Annotated in this window: 20 protein-coding genes; 10 read left to right on the top strand and 10 right to left on the bottom strand. The window is 72.3% G+C overall.

All coding sequences use genetic code 11. The features are described 5' to 3' along the window. Positions 1–5 precede the first annotated feature (5 nt). Both ACGFZA_RS30205 and hsaA read left to right on the top strand, forming a co-directional pair. Entirely contained in the window at positions 6–1,589 is a 1,584-nt protein-coding gene (locus ACGFZA_RS30205; protein WP_393683242.1) for a FadD3 family acyl-CoA ligase, read from the top strand. 42 nt (positions 1,590–1,631) lie between these two features. After that, a complete protein-coding gene (gene hsaA / locus ACGFZA_RS30200; protein WP_393683240.1) occupies positions 1,632–2,798 on the top strand; it encodes a 3-hydroxy-9,10-secoandrosta-1,3,5(10)-triene-9,17-dione monooxygenase oxygenase subunit in 1,167 nt (388 codons plus the stop codon). A 77-nt stretch (positions 2,799–2,875) separates the two neighbouring features. On the opposite strand, the gene ACGFZA_RS30195 is transcribed toward hsaA, so the two are convergent. The 5 genes from ACGFZA_RS30195 to ACGFZA_RS30175 are packed head-to-tail and all read right to left on the bottom strand — an operon-like array spanning position 2,876 to position 7,807. Continuing rightward, positions 2,876–3,703 carry an SDR family oxidoreductase gene (locus ACGFZA_RS30195; RefSeq protein WP_393683238.1) on the bottom strand — a complete coding sequence of 276 codons (828 nt, stop codon included), beginning with the start codon at positions 3,701–3,703 and terminating at the stop codon, positions 2,876–2,878. Next, a complete protein-coding gene (locus ACGFZA_RS30190; RefSeq protein ID WP_393683236.1) occupies positions 3,700–4,773 on the bottom strand; it encodes an acyl-CoA dehydrogenase family protein in 1,074 nt (357 codons plus the stop codon). The genes ACGFZA_RS30195 and ACGFZA_RS30190 overlap by 4 nt, the downstream gene beginning before the upstream one ends. 24 nt (positions 4,774–4,797) lie before the next feature. After that, positions 4,798–5,784 carry an acyl-CoA dehydrogenase family protein gene (locus ACGFZA_RS30185; protein ID WP_393683234.1) on the bottom strand — a complete coding sequence of 329 codons (987 nt, stop codon included), beginning with the start codon at positions 5,782–5,784 and terminating at the stop codon, positions 4,798–4,800. Beyond that, positions 5,784–6,959: an acyl-CoA dehydrogenase family protein gene (locus ACGFZA_RS30180; protein WP_385276851.1), complete on the bottom strand. Its 1,176-nt coding sequence runs from the start codon at positions 6,957–6,959 to the stop codon at positions 5,784–5,786. The genes ACGFZA_RS30185 and ACGFZA_RS30180 overlap by 1 nt, the downstream gene beginning before the upstream one ends. Then, a complete protein-coding gene (locus ACGFZA_RS30175) occupies positions 6,959–7,807 on the bottom strand; it encodes an enoyl-CoA hydratase (RefSeq protein WP_385276854.1) in 849 nt (282 codons plus the stop codon). The genes ACGFZA_RS30180 and ACGFZA_RS30175 overlap by 1 nt, the downstream gene beginning before the upstream one ends. A gap of 46 nt (positions 7,808–7,853) precedes the next feature. Between ACGFZA_RS30175 and ACGFZA_RS30170 the strand changes: the two genes are divergently transcribed. The 5 genes from ACGFZA_RS30170 to ACGFZA_RS30150 all read left to right on the top strand — a co-directional run bounded on the left by ACGFZA_RS30170 (position 7,854) and on the right by ACGFZA_RS30150 (position 12,723). Beyond that, on the top strand, positions 7,854–9,020 hold the full coding sequence (locus ACGFZA_RS30170; protein WP_385276858.1) for an acyl-CoA dehydrogenase family protein: 1,167 nt from the start codon (positions 7,854–7,856) through the stop codon (positions 9,018–9,020). Next, entirely contained in the window at positions 9,017–9,802 is a 786-nt protein-coding gene (locus ACGFZA_RS30165; protein ID WP_393683229.1) for an SDR family oxidoreductase, read from the top strand. Before ACGFZA_RS30170 ends, ACGFZA_RS30165 begins: the two co-directional genes overlap by 4 nt. Then, positions 9,799–10,401 carry a TetR/AcrR family transcriptional regulator gene (locus tag ACGFZA_RS30160; protein WP_385276864.1) on the top strand — a complete coding sequence of 201 codons (603 nt, stop codon included), beginning with the start codon at positions 9,799–9,801 and terminating at the stop codon, positions 10,399–10,401. The genes ACGFZA_RS30165 and ACGFZA_RS30160 overlap by 4 nt, the downstream gene beginning before the upstream one ends. Before the next feature lie 34 nt (positions 10,402–10,435). After that, positions 10,436–11,593 (top strand): acetyl-CoA C-acetyltransferase, encoded by a 1,158-nt coding sequence (locus ACGFZA_RS30155; protein ID WP_385276867.1) that lies wholly within the window; start codon positions 10,436–10,438, stop codon positions 11,591–11,593. 191 nt (positions 11,594–11,784) lie between these two features. Further along, complete coding sequence (locus tag ACGFZA_RS30150; protein ID WP_393683226.1) at positions 11,785–12,723, top strand: DUF4862 family protein; 939 nt, start codon at positions 11,785–11,787, stop codon at positions 12,721–12,723. 89 nt (positions 12,724–12,812) lie between these two features. Here ACGFZA_RS30150 and ACGFZA_RS30145 read toward each other — a convergent pair whose 3' ends face one another. Further along, complete coding sequence (locus ACGFZA_RS30145; protein WP_393683224.1) at positions 12,813–14,180, bottom strand: M64 family metallopeptidase; 1,368 nt, start codon at positions 14,178–14,180, stop codon at positions 12,813–12,815. A gap of 219 nt (positions 14,181–14,399) precedes the next feature. Between ACGFZA_RS30145 and ACGFZA_RS30140 the strand changes: the two genes are divergently transcribed. Both ACGFZA_RS30140 and ACGFZA_RS30135 read left to right on the top strand, forming a co-directional pair. After that, entirely contained in the window at positions 14,400–15,821 is a 1,422-nt protein-coding gene (locus ACGFZA_RS30140; RefSeq protein ID WP_393683222.1) for a tetratricopeptide repeat protein, read from the top strand. 89 nt (positions 15,822–15,910) lie between these two features. Then, on the top strand, positions 15,911–16,729 hold the full coding sequence (locus ACGFZA_RS30135) for an alpha/beta fold hydrolase (protein WP_393683220.1): 819 nt from the start codon (positions 15,911–15,913) through the stop codon (positions 16,727–16,729). A gap of 73 nt (positions 16,730–16,802) precedes the next feature. On the opposite strand, the gene ACGFZA_RS30130 is transcribed toward ACGFZA_RS30135, so the two are convergent. From ACGFZA_RS30130 to ACGFZA_RS30115, 4 genes are read right to left on the bottom strand one after another with little or no spacing between them, the layout of a single operon-like run. Then, positions 16,803–17,870 carry an NAD(P)H-dependent flavin oxidoreductase gene (locus ACGFZA_RS30130; RefSeq protein WP_393683218.1) on the bottom strand — a complete coding sequence of 356 codons (1,068 nt, stop codon included), beginning with the start codon at positions 17,868–17,870 and terminating at the stop codon, positions 16,803–16,805. Beyond that, entirely contained in the window at positions 17,867–18,646 is a 780-nt protein-coding gene (locus ACGFZA_RS30125) for a CoA-transferase subunit beta (RefSeq protein WP_385276884.1), read from the bottom strand. Before ACGFZA_RS30125 ends, ACGFZA_RS30130 begins: the two co-directional genes overlap by 4 nt. Further along, positions 18,643–19,491, bottom strand: coding sequence for a CoA transferase subunit A (locus ACGFZA_RS30120; RefSeq protein ID WP_393683330.1), 849 nt, complete (start codon positions 19,489–19,491; stop codon positions 18,643–18,645). The genes ACGFZA_RS30125 and ACGFZA_RS30120 overlap by 4 nt, the downstream gene beginning before the upstream one ends. A gap of 14 nt (positions 19,492–19,505) precedes the next feature. After that, positions 19,506–20,261, bottom strand: coding sequence for an enoyl-CoA hydratase family protein (locus ACGFZA_RS30115; protein ID WP_393683215.1), 756 nt, complete (start codon positions 20,259–20,261; stop codon positions 19,506–19,508). Between the two features lie 160 nt (positions 20,262–20,421). On the opposite strand from ACGFZA_RS30115, the gene ACGFZA_RS30110 reads away from it, so the two are divergent. Continuing rightward, the gene (locus tag ACGFZA_RS30110) at positions 20,422–21,342 is read left to right on the top strand and encodes an SDR family oxidoreductase (protein ID WP_385276889.1); all 921 of its coding nucleotides are present in this window, start codon (positions 20,422–20,424) and stop codon (positions 21,340–21,342) included. Positions 21,343–21,364: the final 22 nt, after the last annotated feature.

Here is a 21,364-nt window from a genome sequence, read left to right as displayed (position 1 = left end):
AGCACATGAGCGAAACCGAGCACCCCCTGACCCTTCCCGGCGCACTCGATCTCGCCGCGGGCCGGCACCCCGGCCGGGAAGCGGTCGTGGACGGTGACGTGACGCTGACCTGGGGTCAGCTGCACGCACTGGTACGGGCGGCCGTGAAGTCGCTCCTCGCGCACGGCATCCGGCGCGGGGACAGGATCGCGGTCTGGGCACCGAACAGCCACCGCTGGGTCGTCGCCGCACTCGCCGTCACATCGGCCGGCGCGGTCCTGGTTCCCGTCAACACCCGCTACAGGGGCGCCGAGGCGCGCCTGCTCCTGCAACGCAGCGGTGCGCGGATGCTGTTCGTCGAGAACGGATTCCTCGGCAAGGACTACCTGTCCATGCTGACCACCGGGGACGAGGGGGCCGCGGAGCCCCGGCCGGGCGCGCTGGAACAGGTGGTGGCCCTCGATGCCGCCGCCCCGCCCGGCACCCTGCCCTGGGAGGAGTTCCTGCGGCACGGCGCACGGGTGGCGGATGCCGAGGCCACGGACCGTACGGCCGCCGTGCGCCCCGACGATCCCTGCGACCTGCTCTTCACCTCGGGCACGACGGGGCGTCCCAAGGGCGCGCTGACCACGCACCGGCAGAACCTCGCCACCTACTGGGCCTGGAGCGGCCGGACCGGCGTCACCGGCGACGACCGCTACCTCGTCATCAACCCGATGTTCCACTGCTTCGGCTACAAGGCCGGCGTACTCGCGTGCCTGCTGCGCGGTGCCACGATGGTGCTGCAGCCGGTGTTCGACGTGGACCGGGTGCTGCGGACCGTCGAGGCCGAGCGGATCACCGTACTGCCCGGCCCGCCCACGATCTACACGGAACTGCTGGACGCGCCCGGCCGGGACCGGTTCGACCTGTCCTCGCTGCGGCTGGCGGTGACCGGTGCGGCCGTCGTCCCCGTCGCCCTCGTGCGGCGGATGCGCGCCGAGCTCTTCCCCGAGGTGCTCACCGCGTACGGACTCACCGAGACCTGCGGCACGGTCACCGTGTGCTCGGCGGACGACGACGCCGAGACCGTGGCCCTGACCGCCGGCCGTCCGATCGACGGCACCGAAGTGCTCGTGGCCGACGGCGACCGGTGCCCGCTGCCGGCCGGAAGGGACGGCCGGATCCTGGTACGCGGATACCACGTCATGCAGGGCTACCTCGACGATCCCGGGGCCACCGCGGCGGCCGTCGACACCGAAGGGTGGCTGGACACCGGCGACATCGGCCACCTCGACGCCCGCGGCAATCTGGTGATCACCGGACGGTCCAAGGAGATGTTCACGGTCGGCGGGTTCAACGTCTATCCGGCCGAGGTCGAGCAGGTGCTCACCGGCCACGACGCCGTCGCCGAGGCCGCCGTGGTCGGTGTTCCGGACGCGCGGCTCGGTGAGGTCGGCCGCGCGTACGTGACGGTCCGGCCCGGCACCGGGACGGAGCCGGACGACCTCGTCGGCCACTGCCGCGAGCGGCTCGCCAACTTCAAGGTCCCCCGCGAGGTCGTCATCCTCGGGGCCCTTCCCCGCAATGCCACCGGAAAGGTGGACAAGACCGTCCTGCGGGCGGTCTGACCGACACGCCTCACCGGGCGACAAGGGTATGGAGGACGGACTGTGGGCAACGAGGTTCTGGAATCGGTGCGCGCCCTGCTGCCGGCCGTCGAGAAGCGGGCCGTCACGACGGACGAGGCACGGCGCATCCCCGCTGCCACGATCCGCGAGCTGTCCGGGGCCGGGGTGTTCCGAATGCTCCAGCCGACCCGGTTCGGCGGTCTGGAGAGCGATCCTGTCGACTTCTACCGGGTGGTGCGGGAGATCTCCGCGGTGTGCTGCTCCACGGGCTGGGTGGCATCCGTCCTGGGCGTCCATCCGTGGCAGCTCGGCCTGTTCCCCGAGCAGGCGCAGCAGGACGTGTGGGGCGAGGACCCGGACACCCGCATCTCCTCGTCGTACGCCCCCGTGGGCCGGCTCACCCCCGTCGACGGGGGCTACGAGCTGGCCGGCCGATGGAGCTTCTCCTCGGGCTGCGAACACGCCTCCTGGGCGCTGCTCGGCGCCCTCGTGGTCGGGGCGCAGGGGCGGCCGGTGGACTTCCTCACCGTGCTGGTGCCCCGGGCCGACTACCGTATCGAAGACATGTGGGACGTGGTCGGGCTCCGTGGCACCGCCAGCAACGACGTCGTCGTCGAGAGCGCCTTCGTGCCGGCCCACCGGGTGCTCCGCAACTACGAACAGGCGCAGTTGAAGGTGCCGGGGCAGCAGGTCAACCCGGGACCCCTGTACCGGCTGCCGTTCGGTGCGATCTTCACCAGCGCCGTCACCGCGCCGGTGCTCGGAGCCGTCTCCGGCGGATACGCCTCGTACGTGGCACGGATGAAGGAGCGGGTCCGGCTCAGCCTGGGCGGCGGGAACTTCGCCGAGGACCCGTTCGCCCAGGTCGCCATCGCGCGCGCCGCGTCCGACATCGACGCGACCGTGCTCCAGATGGACCGGAACATGGGCGAGCTGCTCGGACTCGCTTCCGCGGGACAGGAGATCCCCATGGAACTGAGGCTGCGTACCCGGCGCGACCAGGTCCGGGGCACCGAACGGGCCGTGGCCGCCATCGACCTGCTCTTCAAGACCGCCGGCGGCAACGCGCTGCGGCGCGGCAACCCCGTCGAACGCGCCTGGCGCGACGCCCACGCGGGCAGCGTCCACGTCGCCAACGACGTGGAACGCGCCCTCGCGATGTACGGGCGCGGAGCGTTCGGCCTGACGGTCGAGGACAACCTGGTCTGATCACGCGCGACCGGCCGGCTCGCTCGGTACGCGAAACGGTCCCGGACCCCGTGCGGGGCCGGGACCGTTTCGCGTCCTCAGTTCTGCTCGCCGGCCGCCCTCGCCGCCAGGTAGCGGGCGGGGAACTCCCCGCCGCCGTGCACCGCGAGGTCCGCGCCGTTGATGTACCCGGACAGGCCGCCCGCAAGGAACAGACAGGCGTGGGCGACGTCCGCGGGCACGGCCATCCGTCCCATCGGGATGACGCCCGCCACCGCCGCCCCGCCGTCCGCGCCGTAGACCGACGCCGCGCTCTCGGTGCGGATCAGCCCGGTGGTGATGTGGTTGACCCGGACCGCTGGCGCCCACTCCAGGGCCAGCGCCCTGGTGAGGGCCAGCAGCCCGGCCTTGGCGGCCGTGTAGGCGGCGGTGCCGGGCTGCGGGTCCTGGCCCGAGACGCTGCCGATGTTGATGACCGAGCCGCCGCCGTCCTGGGCGCTCATGACGCGGTGGGCCGCCTGCGCCACGTAGAAGGGCGCGAGCAGGTTGAGCGCGACGATCTTCTCCACGAAGCGGGGCGAGACGGTGGCCGCGTCGGCGTCGGGGGAGCCGCCCGCGTTGTTGACGAGCACGTCGAGGCGGCCGAAGCGTTCCACCGCGGCGTCCACCAAGGAGGACGCCGCCGCCGGATCGCGCACGTCGGCGGGGACGAAGACCGCCTCCCGGCCCCCTGCCGTCGGCAGCGTGTCCGGGGCGGTGCGCCCGCAGACCACCACGTCCGCCCCGGCGCCGAGAAACGCCCCGGCGATGGCGGCACCGATGCCCTTGGTGCCGCCGGTGACCAGTACCACGCGCCCCGTGAAGTCCAACGCGTCCTCGATGTCCATGCGGTGCACGCCCTTCTCCGTCTGCTGGGATCCGCTCATCGGGCGGCCATGCCGAGCTCCGCGGCAAGCCGCGCCCGGTGGTGGGCGGGCGGTCCGAACAGTTCGCCCGTTCCGTGCGCCCGCTTGAAGTAGCGGTGCGCGTCGTGCTCCCAGGTGATCCCGATCCCGCCGTGCAGCTGGATCATCTCGCCGGCCACCGCCGAGAACGCCTCGGAACAGACGGACTTCGCGACGGCGGCGGCCCGCGGCAGCGCGCCCGGGTCCTCGTCGGCGGCGAAGGCGGCTCCGAGCGCCGCCGACCGTGCCGACTCCACCAGGACGTAGGCATCCGCCAGCCGGTGCTTGACCGCCTGGAAGGAGCCGATGGGCCGTCCGAACTGGACCCGGTTCCTGGCGTATTCGACGGTGAGCTCCAGACAGCGCTCGGCTGCGCCCACCTGCTCCGCGGCGAGCGCCGCACACGCCAGATCCCGCACGTGCTCCAGGCACCGCCCGCCGTCGCCGTCCACGCCCAGCAGCCGTCCCCCGGCGCCGTCCAGCACCCACCGGGCCTGGGCCCGGGTCCCGTCCATGGTCACGAGGGGTTCCCGGCGCACCCCGGCGCTGTCGGGCGCCACCTCGAAGAGCGACACCCCGCGGGCCGTCCGGGCAGCGACGAGCAGGACGTCCACGCCGGGCCAGTCCAGTACGAACTCCTTGGTACCGGTGACCAGATGGCCGCCACCGGGGCCCGCCACCGCTTCGGCGCGTATCGCGGCCTGTTCCCAGGAGCCCTGCTCGGCCCATGCCAGGGTGCCCACGGCGGCGCCCTCGGCGAGACCCGGCAGCAGCCGCCCGCACGCCTCCTTGTCGCCGGAGGCCAGCAGCGCCCCCGCCGTGATGACGGCCGATCCCAGACAGGGCAGCGGGCTCAGGCTCCGGCCCAGCTCCTCCATCAGGACATGCACGTCACGGGCGCCGCCGCCCGCCCCGCCGTACCCCTCGGGCACGGCGAGACCGGCCGCGCCGATCTGTTCGCTCAAAGGCGCCCAGGCAGACTCGGTGTGATGGCTTGTCAGCAGCGAGCGCACGGCCGACCGCAGCTCCTCCTGCTCCTGCGTCAGTCTCATCGGGCTGCTCCTTTCGGCGTGCGGTCAGGTGGCCATGACGCGGGCCCGGCACGCGGCCGGGGTGCCCCAGGCGTCGCGCAGCGGCCGCGCCTTGCGGATCCACAGGGACAGGTCGAGTTCGTCGGTGTAGCCCACGGCGCCGTGCAGTTGGATGGCCGTGCGCGCCGCCGCGTAGGCGGCCTCGCCCGCTGTGACCTTGGCCGCGGCGATGTCACGCCCCGCCGTGTCGTCGCCGGCGGCGAGCGCGAGCGCGGCGCCGTGGACCAGCGGCTCGGCGAACTCCAGGGCCAGCAGGGTGTCGGCCAGCCGGTGCTTGACCGCCTGGAAGGAGCCGATGGCCACCCCGAACTGGGTGCGCCGGGTGACGTATTCGACCGTGCGGGCCAGCAGGGTCCGGCCGACTCCGAGTGCCTGGGCCGCGGTGACGAGGGCGGCCACATCGGCGGCGTATCCGGCGGCGGCGGCCACCGCGGGGCCCTGGGCGAGGACCGTTCCCGCCGTCGGCGGTGACAGCCGCCGCGCGGGGTCGGCCGAGGGCTGCACGGTCCCCGGCCCGGCGGCGAGGCGCAAGGTGTCGCCGTCGACCACGAACACCGTGTCGGCCGCGTCGGCGTCCAGGGCGTACGGGCCGAGGGAGGTCAGGCAGAGGGACACGACCGACTTCCCGGAGGCGACGCCGGGCAGCCTGTCGGCGGCGACGCGGTCGTCACCGAGCCGGTCCAGCAGGGCCGCCGCGGCAACCGTCTCGACCAGCGGCCCGGGAACGGCGTGCCGCCCCAGGACCTCGAAGGACAGCGCCAGTTCGAGTGGAAGCGGGCCGAGGCCCTCGTGCTTCTCCGGTACCGCGAGTGCGAACACCCCGGCCTCGGCCAGCCGGGCCCAGACGGCGCGCCCCGGGCCGTGGTCCCCGGCGGCCCAGGACCGTACCGCGGCCGGGGTGTCGCAGGAGGTGAGCAGGCCGTCGAGGGAGCGGGCGAAGTCCCGCTGCTCGGCGTCCAGGAGGAAACGCATCAGCGGCGTCCCTTCGGCAGGCCGAGCAGCCGCTCGGCGATGATGTCGCGCTGGATCTCGTTGGTGCCCGCGTAGACGGGGCCCGCCAGCGAGAAGGTGTAGCCCTCGGACCAACTGCCCTGGTCCGGCGCCTGGGTGGCGTGGTCGGCGAGTTCGCCGTAGGGGCCGAGCAGGTCGAGTGCCGTCTCGTGCAGCGCGATGTCCAGCTCGGACCAGAAGATCTTGTTGAGGCTGGAGGTGGGCCCGGCGGGCGCGCCGTCGCCGTGCAGGACCTGGGAGGCGCCCGCGTAGGAGAACATCCGGTAGGCGCGGGCCCCGATCACCGCGTCGGCGACCCGGTCGCGCAGCGCCGTGTCCGCCGGGTCGCCGTACTCCCGCCACAGAGCGGTGAGGCGGTCCGCGGCGGCCGTGAAGCGGCCCGGGCTGCGCAGGGTGAGCCCACGCTCGTTGCCCGTGGTGCTCATCGCGACCCGCCAGCCCTGGCCGGGCTCACCGATGACGTCCTCGTCGGGTACGAACACCCCGTCCAGGAAGAGTTCGGCGAAGGCGGGCTTCCCGTCGAGCCGCCCGATGGGCCGTACGGTCACGCCCTCGGCGTCCAGCGGGAACATCAGATAGGTGAGCCCCCGGTGCGGCCGGTCCGCGTCCGGGTCGCTGCGGAACAGGCCGAAGGCCCGGTCGGCGAAGGCGGCCCTGGAGGACCACGTCTTCTGGCCGTTGAGGAGCCAGCCGCCCTCGGTCCGTACGGCCGTCGACCTCAGCGAGGCCAGGTCCGAACCGGATTCCGGCTCGGACCAGGCCTGCGCCCAGATGACCTCACCGCGCGCCATGGCGGGCAGGATCCTGCCCCGCTGCCCGGCGGTGCCGTTCTCGAAGAGGGTCGGCGCCAGCAGGCTGATGCCGTTCTGGCTGACCCGGCCGGGAGCGCCGGCGGCGTAGTACTCCTCCTCGAAGATCATCCAGTGCAGCAGGGAACTCCCGCGTCCGCCGAACTCCTCGGGCCAGGAGACGGCCGACCAGCGGTCGGCCGCCAGGGCCGCCTCCCACTCCCGGTGCGCGGCGAAGCCCTCGGCGGTCTCCAGGGACGGCAGGGGAGCGGCCGGAACGTGGGTGGCCAGCCACTCGCGTGCCTCGGTACGGAACGCCTCGTCGGCCGCGTCGAAATCGAGGTCCATCAGGCGCCCGCCCTCTTCATCGCCCGGATGTCCATGCCGCCGAGGGCGTCCGGCGCGGTCTCGGCGTTGTGCGCGTGCGCGAGATGGTGCAGGCCGAACACCGAGTCCATCCCCGTGTGCATGCCCTGGAGATCCTCGGCCTGGTTGACCGCGCGCTTGGTCAGCGCCAGGCCCATGCGCGGCATCTCCGCGATGCGAAGCGCCAACTCCTGCGTACGCGCGCTCAGTTCATCGCGGGAGACGACCCGGTTGACCATGCCGACCTCGTAGGCGCGCTGCGCGCTCATCCGGTCACCGGTGAAGAGGAACTCCTTGGCGATCCGTGGCGGCATCACCCACGGATGGGCGAAGTACTCGACGCCGGGGATGCCCATCCGGACCACGGGATCGGCGAAGAACGCGTCGTCCGAGGCCACGATCAGGTCGCACACCCAGGCGAGCATCAGACCGCCCGCCACGCATGCCCCCTGCACGGAGGCGATGACGGGCTTGGGCAGCTCCCGCCAGCGGCGGCACATCCCCAGATACACCTCGGACTCACGGGCGAACCGGCTCTCCGCGCCCTCCTTGTCCGAGTGGTCCCACCACAGTCCCGCCCGGCGTTCGAACGGCAGATGCGCGTCCCGCTGCGGGGTTCCGATGTCGTGGCCGGCGGAGAAGTGCTCGCCCGCCCCGGCCAGGACGACCGTCCTCACCTCGCTGTCGTCGGCCGCGCGGTAGAACGCCCGGTCCAGGGCGTACGTCATCGCGGAGTTCTGCGCGTTGCGGTAATCGGGCCGGTTCATGGTGACCGTCGCGACCGGGCCCCGCTTCTCGTAGCGCACCGGTTCGTCGTGGGCAGCGGACATCGGCCCCTCCTTCCCTAACAAGTGTTTGGTAGATTAACGTACCCCCATGAGCAGCGTCGAGGAGTTCCGCACCGAGATCCGCGGCTGGCTGGCCGCCAACCTCACCGGTGCCTTCGCGGGCCTTCGCGGCCGAGGCGGACCCGGCCGTGAGCACGAGGCCTTCGCCGAACGGCTCGCCTGGGAGCGGCACATGGCGGCCGAGGGCTGGACGTGTGTGGGATGGCCCGAGGAGCACGGAGGCCGGGGCGCGACCATCGAGCAACAGGTCGCCTTCCACGAGGAGTACGCCCTGGCCGACGCCCCCGCGCGGGTCAACCACATCGGGGAGCAACTGCTCGGCCCGACCTTGGTGGCCTTCGGCACCCCCGAGCAGCGGGCCCGCTTCCTGCCGCCGATCGTCGCCGTCGAGGAGCTCTGGTGCCAGGGCTACAGCGAACCGGACGCCGGGTCCGACCTGGCGAACGTACGGACCAGGGCCGAGCGGGACGGCGAGGACTGGGTGGTCACGGGGCAGAAGATCTGGACGTCACTCGCCCACGACGCCCAGTGGTGCTTCGTCGTCGCCCGCACCGAGGCGGGCTCCACCCGCCACGCGGGCCTCTCCTATCTCCTGGTTCCGCTCGATCAGCCGGGCGTGGAGATACGGCCGATCCAGCAGCTGACCGGCACCTCCGAATTCAACGAGGTCTTCTTCGACGGCGCCCGCACCCGCGCCGCGCACCTCGTCGGTGAACCCGGCGACGGCTGGCGGGTCGCCATGGCCACGCTCGGCTTCGAACGCGGTGTCTCCACCCTCGGCCAGCAGGTCGGCTTCCGGCGCGAACTCGAAGCCCTCATCGACCTGGCCCGGCGCAGCGGCGCCGCCGACGACCCACTGATCCGCGACCGGCTGGCCCGCGCCTGGACGGGACTGGAGACCATCCGGTGCAACGCCCTGCGCATGCTCGACGGCGTGGCGGCGGGCGCACCCGGTCCCGAGGCGTCCATCGGGAAGATCTTCTGGGCCACCTGGCACCGGGAACTCGGCGAACTCGCCATGAGCGTCCTGGGCGCAGGCGGCATGACCGCTCCCGAGGCGCCCTACGAACTCGACGACTGGCAGCGGCTGTTCCTCTTCTCGCGCTCCGACACCATCTACGCCGGATCCAACGAGATCCAGCGCAACATCATCGCCGAGCGTGTCCTCGGCCTGCCCAAGGAGATCCGCCCGTGACCCCGCAGCCGCCCTATGTACCGGGCCACTCCCTCCTGGCCGGACGCACCGCCGTGATCACCGCGGCGGCCGGCGCCGGAATCGGCGGAGCGACCGCCCGCAGGTTTCTGGAGGAGGGTGCCCGGATCGTCATCGGCGACGCCCACGCACGCCGCCTCAAGGAGAGCGCGGCCGCCCTCGCCGAGGAGTACGGTGCGGACAACGTCGCCGCGCTGCCCTGCGACGTCACCGACCAGCGGCAGGTCGACGCCCTCTTCGCGCTCGCCGCCGAACGCCACGACGGCCTCGACATCGTCGTCAACAACGCCGGTCTCGGCGGCACCGCCGACCTCGTCGACATGACCGACGACCAGTGGTCGAAGGTCCTCGACGTGACCCTCAACGGCACCTTCCGGTGCACCCGCACCGCCCTGCGCCACTTCAAGCGCCGCGACACCGGCGGCATCGTCGTCAACAACGCCTCCGTCATCGGCTGGCGCGCCCAGCGCGGCCAGGCCCACTACGCCGCCGCGAAGGCCGGTGTCATGGCCCTCACCCGGTGCGCCGCACTGGAGGCGGCCGACTTCGGCGTACGCGTCAACGCCGTCGCCCCGAGCCTGGCCATGCATCCGCACCTGGTGAAGGTCACGACCCCTGAACTCCTGGCCGAACTCACCGAGCGCGAGGCCTTCGGCCGGTACGCCGAACCCTGGGAGATCGCCAACGTCATCGTCTTCCTGGCCAGCGACTACTCCTCGTACATGACGGGGGAGACCGTCGCCGTCAGCAGCCAGAGGGCGTGAGCCCGATCACCGGACACGCGAACGCCGAGCGCCGCGCCGAACTGCTGGCGACCGCCGCCGAGGTGTTCGCGGCCCAGGGCTACAACGCCACCACCGTCCGTCGCATCGCGGACGCCGCCGGGATGCTCGCGGGCAGCCTCTACTACCACTTCGATTCCAAGGAATCGATGCTCGACGAGATCCTCTCGGCCTTTCTGGACGAGTTGTGGACGGGCTACGACACCGTCATGGCCGCCGGGCTCGCCCCTCGTGAGGCCATCGGGGCACTCGTCACCCAGTCCTTCCGGCAGATAGACCGGCACGGACCGGCGGTCGCCATCTACCAGCGGGAGTCCAGACACCTCTCCGCCCAGCCGCGCTTCGCCTATCTCGCCGACTCCCAGCCGAAGTTCGAGAACGCCTGGCTGCGCACGCTGGAACGCGGCGTCGCCGAACGGGCCTTCCGCGGCGATCTGGACGTCCGGCTGGTCTACCGGTTCGTCCGCGACACCGTGTGGGTGGCCGCCTCCTGGTACCGCCCCGGCGGCACCCACAGCCCGGAGGAGATCGCCCGGCAGTACCTGTCCATGGTCCTCGCGGGCATCACCACGAACACCTGACACCCCCGCTCATCCCACCCACGAAGGAGCAGTCATGGCCGAGGCCTACATCGTCGAAGCGGTACGCACCCCGGTCGGCCGGCGCAAGGGCGGACTCTCCGCCGTCCACCCCGCCGACCTCGGGGCCCACGTCATCAAGGCGCTGGTCGAACGCAGCGGCATCGACCCGGCCGCGGTGGAGGACGTCGTCTTCGGCTGCCTGGACACGGTCGGCCCGCAGGCCGGGGACATCGCCCGCACCGCCTGGCTCGCCGCGGGCCTCCCCGAGGAGGTGCCCGGCACCACCGTCGACCGGCAGTGCGGCTCCTCCCAGCAGGCCGTCCATTTCGCCGCCCAGGGCGTGATGTCCGGCACCCAGGACCTGGTCGTCGCGGGCGGCACCCAGAACATGTCGATGATCCCCATCGCCTACGCCAGCCGCCAGGCCGCCGAACCCCTGGGACTGACCGACGGCCCGTACGCCGGCTCCGAGGGCTGGCGCGCCCGCTACGGCGACGCACCGGTCAACCAGTTCCACGGCGCCGAACTCATCGCGGAGAAGTGGGGCATCTCCCGCGAGGACATGGAGCACTTCGCGCTCCGCTCGCACCAGCGGGCCCTGCGCGCCATCGACGAGGGCCGCTTCGCCCGGGAGACCGTCGCGTACGGAGAGGTGACCGTGGACGAGGGGCCGCGCCGCGACACCTCGCTGGAGAAGATGGCCGGCCTCAAGCCCGTCGTCGAGGGCGGCCGGCTCACGGCCGGGGTCTCCTCGCAGGTGTCCGACGGCGCCTCGGCGCTGCTCATCGCCTCCGAGCGGGCCGTCGCCGAACACGGCCTCACGCCCCGGGCCCGCATTCACCACCTGTCGGTCCGCGGAGAGGACCCGATCCGGATGCTGTCCGCGCCCATTCCGGCGACGGCGTACGCGTTGAAGAAGGCTGGCATGTCCATCGGAGACATGGATCTGGTCGAGATCAACGAGGCGTTCGCCCCGGTCGTCCTCGCCTGGCTGAAGGAGACCGGCGCCGACCCGGACAGGGTCAACGTCAACGGCGGCGCCATCGCGCTCGGCCATCCGCTCGGTGCCACCGGCGCCAAACTGATGACGACCCTGCTGCACGAACTGGAGCGCACCGGCGGCCGGTACGGCCTACAGACCATGTGCGAGGGCGGCGGCCAGGCGAACGTGACCATCATCGAACGCCTCTGAGGCGCCGGGTCGGCAGACGTCCCCCCCCCGGCGTCCCGTCACGGCGCGGGGCACCGGGGGACGGGCCGGAACCCGGAGCCTAGACATCAGACGTCTGATCTTAGATAGGATCTCCCTGGACCGTGAGCCGAGGGGCGGGTGTCCCGCCTGCCCCACCGGGCCCAACCGCACGGAACGGGAGACCCGACATCATGAACACAGCCCTGCCTGCCCGCCTCGTGGGCGCCTACGCGGCCCTGCCCCCGTCGCGCACCGACCGGGAACGCTTCTACGAGGGACTGGCCGGCCGGGGCATCGCCGACGGGCTGGAGATCCCGTACCGCGACGGACTGGGCGAGGACGCCCCCTGGTTCGCCGCACAACTGCGGGGCCGCTTCACCCGCTGTGTGCTCACCCTGATACCCGGCACGATGGCGCGGGTGGGCGCTTCGGGCACCTTCGGGCTCGCTTCCGCCGACCCCGAAGGCCGACGGGCGGCGCTCGGGTTCCTCCACGAGGCGCGCGCCGCCGCCGAGGAGTTGAACCAGCTCACCGGCGAGCAGTCGGTCTCCGTCCTCCACATCCACACCGCGCCCTCGACGACCGCGGTCGCGGAGATGTTCGCCCGTTCCCTCGACGAGATCGCGGCGGGTGAACCCGCCGCGGGCGCCTGGTCCACCCGGCTCGTCCTGGAACACTGCGACGCGTACGCGCCGGCCGTCCCGGGGGAGAAGCGGTTCCTGTCCCTGGAGGACGAGATCCCCCTCGCGCGCGAAGGCGGGATCGGGATCACCGTCAACTGGGGCCGTTCGGCGATCGAGGCACAGGACCCCAGCCGGCCGCTCGACCACGTCACCCGCCTCGTCTCCGAAGGGCTGCTGGCGGGCGTCATGTTCTCCGGCGCGGGCCCGGCCACGAACGGGTACGGAGGGCCGTGGGCGGACGCGCATCTGCCGCTCACCCAGGACGAGCCCACGTCCCTCATGGACGCGGACGAGGTGCGCCGTTGCCTCCGCGCGGCGGAGAACGCGCTCTCCTACGCCGGGGCGAAGATCCAGGTTCCCGGCGATGCCACGGTCGACGAGAGGCTCGCGATGCTGGGCCGCGTCATGCGGCTCCTGCCCGCGCGCGGGCAGGCCGGCCGGCCCTGAGCGTGCGGCGCGGGCACCGCGCCGGGCCGGGACTCGATGAGTCCGGCCCGGCGCGGTCGTCGTGTCCGGTGCCGCTGTCCGGCCGTTCGTCAGTGCCGCTTGTGGCCCTTGCGCCCGGACGCCTTGACCGTCCAGGTCAGCTTCTCGGTGGCCTCGGCACGGACCTCGGGGTCGCGGACCGAGGCGGTCCGGTCCACGGACGTGACCGTGACGGTGTGCGTCCTGCCGTCCGCGGGAACGCCCAGTGCGGCGGGGGCGACGGAGGACAGCCCCTGTGCCCGCTTCACCGGGAAGCCGTCCACGTACCAGCGCAGCTCCGGCGCGGCGAGGCCGGTGAGCTCCGCCCGGGAGACCTTGATGCGGCTGGTCCGCAGGATCGCGGAGTCCGTACCGACCTCGCTGCTCAGCGCGTTGGCCTCACGGTAGAAGCCGGCGATCATCGCCTCGCGTCCGGGAAGGTTGAAGTCGCTGATGTTCAGGGCTCGCATCAGGGAGTTGGCGGTCGGGCGGTAGATCCCGAAGGGGTAGTAACTGCTTCCCTCGTACGTGCCGACGGTGCCGCCCGTGGGGTCGGTCTCGCCCAGCCAGCGGTACCACTTGGTCCGGTTGGCGGCCATCTGCTCCGCGGTGAAGACGCTGGAGTTGATGTCGGGGAGCTCGCCGCCCGTCCAGGTGCCGTAGCTGTCGTAGGTGTACTCGTCCGCCAGGAGGCCCACCGAATGGGCGATCTCGTGGGCGGCGATCATGCTCGACTGCGCGTTGTCGGAGGAGAGCGTGGAGACGCCGTCGAACGGGTAACCCTCCGCCTCCAGGCCGGAGTAGCCGGCGCCGCCGTACTTGGTGGAGTTGGAGACGACGATGACCAGGTCGGCCTCGGGGGCCTTCGCGGCGTAGGAGGCGACCTTGTCGATGTCGGCGCAGATGAGCCGCTCGGTCTGCGAGCACCAGAAGTAGCTGCCGAGCGCGGTGTCCTTGGCGACGTCGGCGGTGGGGTCACCCGTGATGCCGGATTCGACGGACACCGCGTCGACGGTCCACACGTTCATCAGGCCCTGGTAGCTGGAGTAGGGCTCGATGTCCGTGATGGCCGCCCACTTCGTGGCCGCAGCGGTGTGGAAGGCGTCCTGCTGGTCGGCGGTGTAGCCGTCACCCACGATCACCACGTCGAGCCGGTCGGCCGAGGGACCGGTCACCGACAGCTGCCCGACCTCTCCGTCGGTCGTCCCGGCGGCGGGGGCCAGGCTCCGGGCAGCCGGACGGCCGCTCACCGTCTCCGTGTTGACCGGGACCTCGGTCCGCCGGCCCTCGCCGCCGGGGTCGGGGAAGTACTCGACGGAGACCAGCGGCTTCCGGGCGGGCTCCGGGTCCACGGCGGCCGCTGGGGTGGCGAGGGCCGCACCGATGATCGCCGTGAAGGCGACGCCCACGGATATGGCGGCCGATCTGTTCGTGCGCATGCCGATCCTCACTCCGGTGTCCGGTGCGTCGGTGGCCGACGTCCTCCAACACCCGGGTTGAATTAAGTCGTTGGTTCAGTCGGTTTGAGTTGCCGTTTAACTTAGGCTTCGGCCGGGAGGCGCACAACGGGTCCGGGGGCGGGATTGATGTTGCTTTTGGATAACTGGGCTCTTCGCCCACGGGAGAATCCGGGCACGGGCACAGAAAGAAGGACGGACATGGCGCACACCAGCAGGGCGACGGCGGACGGCGGCGAGGCGCCGGGGCGGTTCGACCCGGCACAGGAAGAGGCGCCGGACGCACCGGCCGCGATCGGTCTTCGGGTGAAACGGCTGCGCAAGGAGAGCGGACTGACCCAGCGCCAGATCGCCGAGCCCGAGTACACCGCCGCGTACGTCTCCACGCTGGAAGCCGGCAAGGTAAGGCCCTCCGAAGCGGCCCTCCGGCACCTCGCCGAGCGGCTCGGCGTCGCCCCCGAGGAACTCGCCACGGGCAGGCCCACCCACATCGCGGCAGCTCTGCGCATGGGGCTGGCCGACGCCCAGCGGACACTGGCCGTCGAGGACGCCGCCGACGCACGGGCCGCCTACGAGCAGCTGCTCGGCCGCGCCGAGGAGTACGGGCTCGCCCAGGAACGGGCGGCGGCGCTCGTGGGCCTCGGGGAATGCGCCTTGGAGACGGGTGAACTGACCGAGGCCCTGGCCCGGTTCGAGACGGCCGAGGACGCACTGGCCGACGAACCGCTCCCCGCCAGGGCGCGGGCGGTCCGGGGCAGGGCGGTCGCCCACTACCTGGCCGGTGAGCTCCGCTACGCGTGCTACCTGCTGGAGAGCGCGATCGACGGACTGAACACGTCCGGACTGCACGATCCCGGCGCGCTGCTCCAGCTCTACACGGCCTCGATCGCCCCGTACATGGACATGGGCGCGCATGCCCGTGCCGCACAGGCGGCCGAACTCGCCCTCGCCCTGGTACCGCAGGTGTCCGACCCCGCCCTGGTCGCCACCATGCACCGAACGGTGGCGCGCACCCTGCTGGCCGAGGGCAGGATCGACGCCGCACAGGCTTCGCTGACGCGGGCCACCGAGCTCTACCAGCAGCTGCAGATCCGCACCGAACTCGCCCACTGCCACTGGATGCGGGGATATGTCTGCGCCCAGCACGACGACCTGGCGCAGGCCGAGACGGAACTGCGCACCGCGCACGCGATGCTGGTGTCCAAGCGGGCGGCCCTGTACGTCTCGCAGGTGGAGGTCGAGCTCGCCGATGTCCTGCGCAGGAGCGGGAAATCGGCGGAGGCCGCGGAACTGCTGGAAAGCCTGCTGGCCGGACTCAAACACGGCCGGGGCGCGCTGCACGCAGGCGGCGCCCACCGGCTGCTCGGACTGATCGCCGAGGAGGCCGGTGACGCCGAGGCGGCCGAACTGCACTACGCCACCGCGCTCTCCCTGCTCGAACAGACCGGAGCCGCCGGGGACCTCGCCGACATCTGCCGGCTGCTCGGGGACCTGCTGCGCGGCGAGGGCCGGACGGAGGAGGCGCTGAACGCCTACCGGACCGGCCTCGGACACCGTGCCGAACCGGGCACCACCACACTCGGCCCCGCCCCCGCCCGACCGCCGTTCGGCCGCTGGGCCTGAGGGCGCGGCCGTCGCCGGGGCGGCCGCCGTCACCCCCACGACGACATTCGTACAAGACCGCCGGGAGGCAGCCCCGGCATCATCCCGGCATGAGTGAAATCGACGTTCAGCTCGCGCACGGCATGCATGTGGTCCACGACGGTCCGAGACAGGGCCCGCCGATGCTGCTCATCCACGGATCGGGGGCCTCGGGCGGCACCTGGAGCCCGATGCTCCCGGCACTCTCGGCCCACCACCATGTCATCCGGATCGATCTTCCCGGCTGCGGCCAGTCGCCGCCGGCGGCGTCGTACGACGTGCCCGTGCAGGCGGGCCGGGTGGCGGCGCTGCTCGACGATCTCGGCCTTCGCCGGGTCGCCGTGGCCGGGCACTCCAGCGGCGGCTACGTCGCCACCGCACTCGCGGAAGGGCGCCCGGACCTGGTGGGGTCGCTCGCGCTGGTGAGCACCGGGCCGGGCCTCGACGCGCTCCTTCCGCAGCCGGCCATCCTCCGGCTCCTGCTGGGCCCGCCCTTCGGTCCGCTGCTCTGGGCGCTCCGTTCGGACGCGGCGATCCGCAGCGGGGTCAGAGCGACGACCGCCCGGCCGGCGGACATCCCGGACGAACTTGTCGCCGGGGTCAGGGGGACCACGTACCGCGCCTTCCGGGCGGTGTCCCGTCGCCACATCGCCTACATCGACGAGCGGAGCGTGCCCGAACGCCTCGCGGCCGTCGAGGCTCCGGTGCTGGTGGTCTTCGGTGCCGCGGACCCCCGCTGGGAGCCGTCCTCGGCACACCGGTACGAGGCGGTGCCCAACGGCCGGGTGGAACTGCTGCCCGGCGTCGGGCACATACCCCTGCTCGAAGCGCCGGAGGCGACCAGCGATCTTCTCCTGCGCTTCGCGGCGGCGCACGCGGACAGCCCTTAGGTGTTCTGACCCTTGAGGCTGGGGACGCGGGCCCCGGCCCGATCCGAACGAAGGAGCCCAGGTCCTCGCGGTCTCAGCCCGCCCCCGGCAGTGCCTTCAGCGTCGCCCGGGCCTCGTCCATGATCCGTTCGACCAGCTCGGAACAGGACGGCAGATCCTCGATCAGGCCCGCCACCTGCCCCGAGGCCATCACCCCGATGTCCGTGCGGCCTTCGACCAGCGAGGCCTTCAGCAGCATCGGCGTGTTGGCGGCCAGCAGCACCTGGCTCCAGCTCAGTTCCTTGCCGTGTTTCATCGCCAGCCCGTCGCGGACCAGCTGGGGCCAGCTCGCACCGGACTCCTTCCGGAAGGCCGAAGCGTGCCGCAGGGCCCGTAGCAGCGAGGCGGCGCGGCCCGAGCGCTCCAGCGAGTCGACCATGGCCGTACGCAGCATGCGGTGCGGGAGGCCGTCCACCTGTGTGGTGACGGTGACGTCCTTCACGGTGGCGGCCAGGTACTTCGCCTTCACCGCCTCGGGGACGGTGCTGTCGGAGGTGAGCAGGAAACGGGTGCCCATGCCGATGCCGGCCGCGCCGTAGGCGAGTGCGGCGACCAGACCGCGGCCGTCGTGGAAGCCGCCTGCCGCGATCACCGGAATGCCGACGGCGTCCACCACCTGGGGGAGCAGCACGGTGGTGGCCACCTCGCCTGTGTGACCGCCGCCCTCACCGCCCTGCACCATCACCGCGTCGGCTCCCCACGCGGCGACCTTCTCCGCGTGCCGGCGGGCGCCGATGGAGGGGATGACGATCACGCCGGCGTCCTTGAGCCGGGCGATCAGGTCCCGGGAGGGGGCGAGCGCGAAGGAAGCGACCCGGACGCCCTCGTCGATGATGATCCGGACGCGCTCGCCCGCGTCGCCCGCGTCCGCCCGCAGATTGACGCCGAACGGCGCGTCCGTACGGGACTTGACCTCGCGGACCGCCGCGCGGAGCTGGTCGACGGTCATCGTCGCCGAGGCCAGGATGCCGAGCGCGCCCGCATTCGCCGAGGCCGACACCAGCCGGGGGCCGGCCACCCAGCCCATCCCCGTCTGCACGATCGGGTACCGCACCCCGGTCAGTTCGGTGAGCGCGGTCGGAAACGGCACGGGCCCGGTCACGCCGGGACCTCGCGCTCGCGCAGCCCCCTGGGGTCGATGACCTCACGGATCAGCCGGAGTTCCGCCTCGGTGGGTTCCCGGGTGAACGGCACCTCGTCGGGGACGGTGAGGGCGAACCCGGTCGCCTCGGTGACCTGTTCGAGGCTCACGCCGGGGTGCAGCGAGCGCAGCCGCATCGTCCGGTCGGGGGTCTCGAAGTCGAACACGCCCAGGTTGCTGACGACTTCGGGGATGCGGTGATAGCGCGTCGCGGAGGGACCGGCCGCGGCCGCCCGGTCGTACCCGACGCCGCTGACCATGTCGACGTGCGCCACGAACACTCGCGCCGAGTGCTTGGGAACCCAGTAACTCGTGGGGTTGTTCAGGGTGTTGACGGGGGCGCCGCGCACCCCGAGGAGCTGGCGCGTGGGCCTGGCCCAGTCGCCGATGCAGGAGATGTTCTGGTTGCCGTGGCGGTCGATCTGGCTGGCGCCCATCATCACGTGCCGGCGGCCCGTGGCGGTCAGGGTCAGGTGCTGACGGAACGGCAGCCAGCCCTCGACGCTCCCCGGCCTCGCCCCCACCGCGGGCGTGTCGGCGATCAGCAGGGCCTCCCCGTCGGTCAGCAGCAGTTCGGGGGAGAAGGTCAGCCGTGCCAGGCGGGCCCCGATCGCCGGGACGGTGCCCATGGGGCTGGCGAGGATCTCGCCCGCGCCCCGCCATGCCTCCGCGCAGGCCACCACGCAGTACTCGGCGCGGCTCGGCGACTGGATGCCGGTGGTCTCGGTGCCGCTCATGCTTCCTCCTGGTGGAACGCGGTGACGGCGGCCTGGTAGGCGGCCTCGTCGCCGGACAGGAACCTTTCGACGAAGGCGGGCCAGGCCTCGGGGTCGCGGGCGGCCTTGACGTAGGCACGCTGGAAGGCCTCGTCGCGGTCGTGGTCGGGCACGCAGGAGGTGAAGTGCGCGCCGTTCGGCGTCTCGACGACCCCGTCCACGAACATCCGCTTGATCAGCAGCGTCTGCGGCCCGTGCTCCTTCAGGAGGTCCGCCGTCTCCACGATCCGCTCGCAGGAGACGAATCCCTGGTCTGCGGCCTCGCAGAACAGGTCGTCGAAGTACGGGTCGGGGCCCAGGTACTGGGCGTTTCCCTGCCCGTCGGAGCGGTTGAGGTGGACCAGCGCCGCGTCCAGTCGCAGTGCCGGAGCCGCGACCAGCTTCTCGCCGTCCTCGTACGGTGAAGTGACGGTGCGCAGGCTGGGGTTGACCTCCATCAGGTCCGATCCCAGACCGGCGCGGACCGGCATGAACGGCAGCCGCTGCGCCCCCGCCGTCAGGCCCCACATCATCATCGCCTCGTCCATCTCGACCATCTCGAAGGCGCCGCGCTGCCGGGCCGCCGTGAAGTGCGGCTCCAGCGGTATCGAGTCGAGCGTCCCGAAGGCCGCCACCAGCTTGCGGATCTTCCCCGCCGCCGCGAGCAGGCCCACGTCGGGGCCGCCGTAGGACACCACCGTCAGATCGGTCACGTCCGAGCGGAGCAGCGCCCTCACCAGGGCCATCGGCTTGCGGCGCGAACCCCAGCCGCCGATGCCCACCGTCATGCCGCTCTCCAGCCGGCCGACGACATCGTCGGCCGTCATCGTCTTGTCCTGGGTCACGTCTGCTGCTCCTTGTCCGTGCCGAAGGTGTCGCGCACACGGTCGGCGACGCCACTGAGGTTGGCCTCGAAGGTGAAGCCCTGCTCGAAGCGGTAGCTGCGCCGTACGTCGACGGGGTCGATGCCGTTGATGGCCGCCTTGGCCAGCCGGATCAGACTGCCGTCCTTGGCGGTGATCTCCCCGGCGAGCTCCAGGGCGGCCCCGGCGAGCTGTTCGCGCGGTACGACGCGGAACACCGAGCCGTGCCGGTGCAGTTCCTCGGCCGACACGGTGCGCGAGGTGTAGTACAGGGTCCGCATCAGGTGCTGCGGGACCAGCCGGGCCAGATGTGTGGCCGCGCCGAGTGCGCCGCGGTCGAGCTCCGGCAGTCCGAAGGACGCGTCGTCCGCCGCCACGATCACGTCCGCGTTGCCCACCAGGCCGATACCGCCGCCCAGGCAGAAGCCGTGCACGGCGGCGACCACCGGGACCTCGCACTCGTAGACGGCTGCGAACGCCTCGAAGCATCCCCGGTTGGCGCCGATCAGCGCCTCGGGCCCGGTCGTGCGCTGGATTTCCTTGATGTCCACGCCCGCGTTGAAGCCGCGCCCCTCGGAGCTGAGCACCACACAGCGGATGGCGGGATCGGCCCCGGCGGCGCGCACCGCCGCGGCCAGGTCGTACCAGCCCTGTACGGGCAGGGCGTTGACCGGGGGGTAGTCCACGGTGACGAGGGCGACGCCCTCGCGTGGGACGGAGGTGGAGACACCCATGAGCAGATCAGCTACCTTTCCACCAAACGTTTGTTAGGCCCAAAAGGTAGCAGCGATGCGGACGCCGCGGGAGGGTGTCATGCCACTCAGCGGTACCGGCACCCCTCTCCGCGCACCGGGCGTCGCTCGCTGCCCGGTGCCCATCGAAAGGACACTCGTCATGACCTCACCGACCGCCCTGTGTGCCGGACGCGTCGCCGTCGTCACCGGCGCCGGCCGTGGACTCGGCCGTGCCCATGCCCTGGCCCTCGCCGCCGAGGGTGCGAAAGTCGTCGTGAACGACCTGGGAGTGGGGCTCGACGGCTCCGGGTCGGGCACCGGCCCCGCCCAGCAGGTCGTGCAGGAGATCCGCGCGGCCGGGGGTGAGGCGGTCGCCCACAACGGCGACATCGCCACCTCCGAGGGCGCGGCCTCCCTCGTCGCCGCCGCGCTCGACTCCTTCGGCCGGCTCGACACGCTCGTCAACAACGCCGGATTCCTCCGTGACCGGATGCTGGTCAACCTGGACGAGGACGACTGGGACGCGGTGATGCGCGTCCACCTCAAGGGGCACTTCCTGCCGCTCAAGCACGCGGCGGCGCACTGGCGCGCCGAGGCGAAGGCAGGCCGGACGCCGGCCGCCCGCGTCGTCAACACCAGTTCCGGCGCCGGGCTGCTGGGCAGCGTTGGCCAGGGCAACTACGCGGCCGCCAAGGCCGGAATCGTGGGGCTGACCCTGGTGGCCGCCGCCGAGATGGGCCGCTACGGAGTGCAGGTCAACGCGATCGCCCCGGCCGCCCGGACCCGGATGACCGAGGCGACGTTCGCCGAGACGATGGCCGCCCCCGGGGAAGGCGCCTTCGACGCGATGGCCCCGGAGAACGTCTCGCCGCTCGTCGTCTGGCTGGGCGCCACCGCGTCCGACGGGGTGAGCGGGCGGGTCTTCGAGACCGAGGGCGGCCGGATCACCGTGATGGAGGGTTGGCGGCCCGGCCCCACCGCCGACAAGGGCGCCCGCTGGACCCCGGCCGAGGCCGGAGCGGCGGTGACCGGCCTGCTGGCCGCGTCCGAGCCCCCGCAGCCGGTGTACGGCGCCTCCTGACACACCTCGGCACGGGGTGGTG

This window comes from Streptomyces sp. NPDC048211 (genome assembly GCF_043202315.1).
GTDB lineage: Bacteria > Actinomycetota > Actinomycetes > Streptomycetales > Streptomycetaceae > Streptomyces.
The sequence above is the reverse complement of the archived record's forward strand: the minus strand, read 5'-3'. Positions and strand labels throughout refer to the sequence as shown.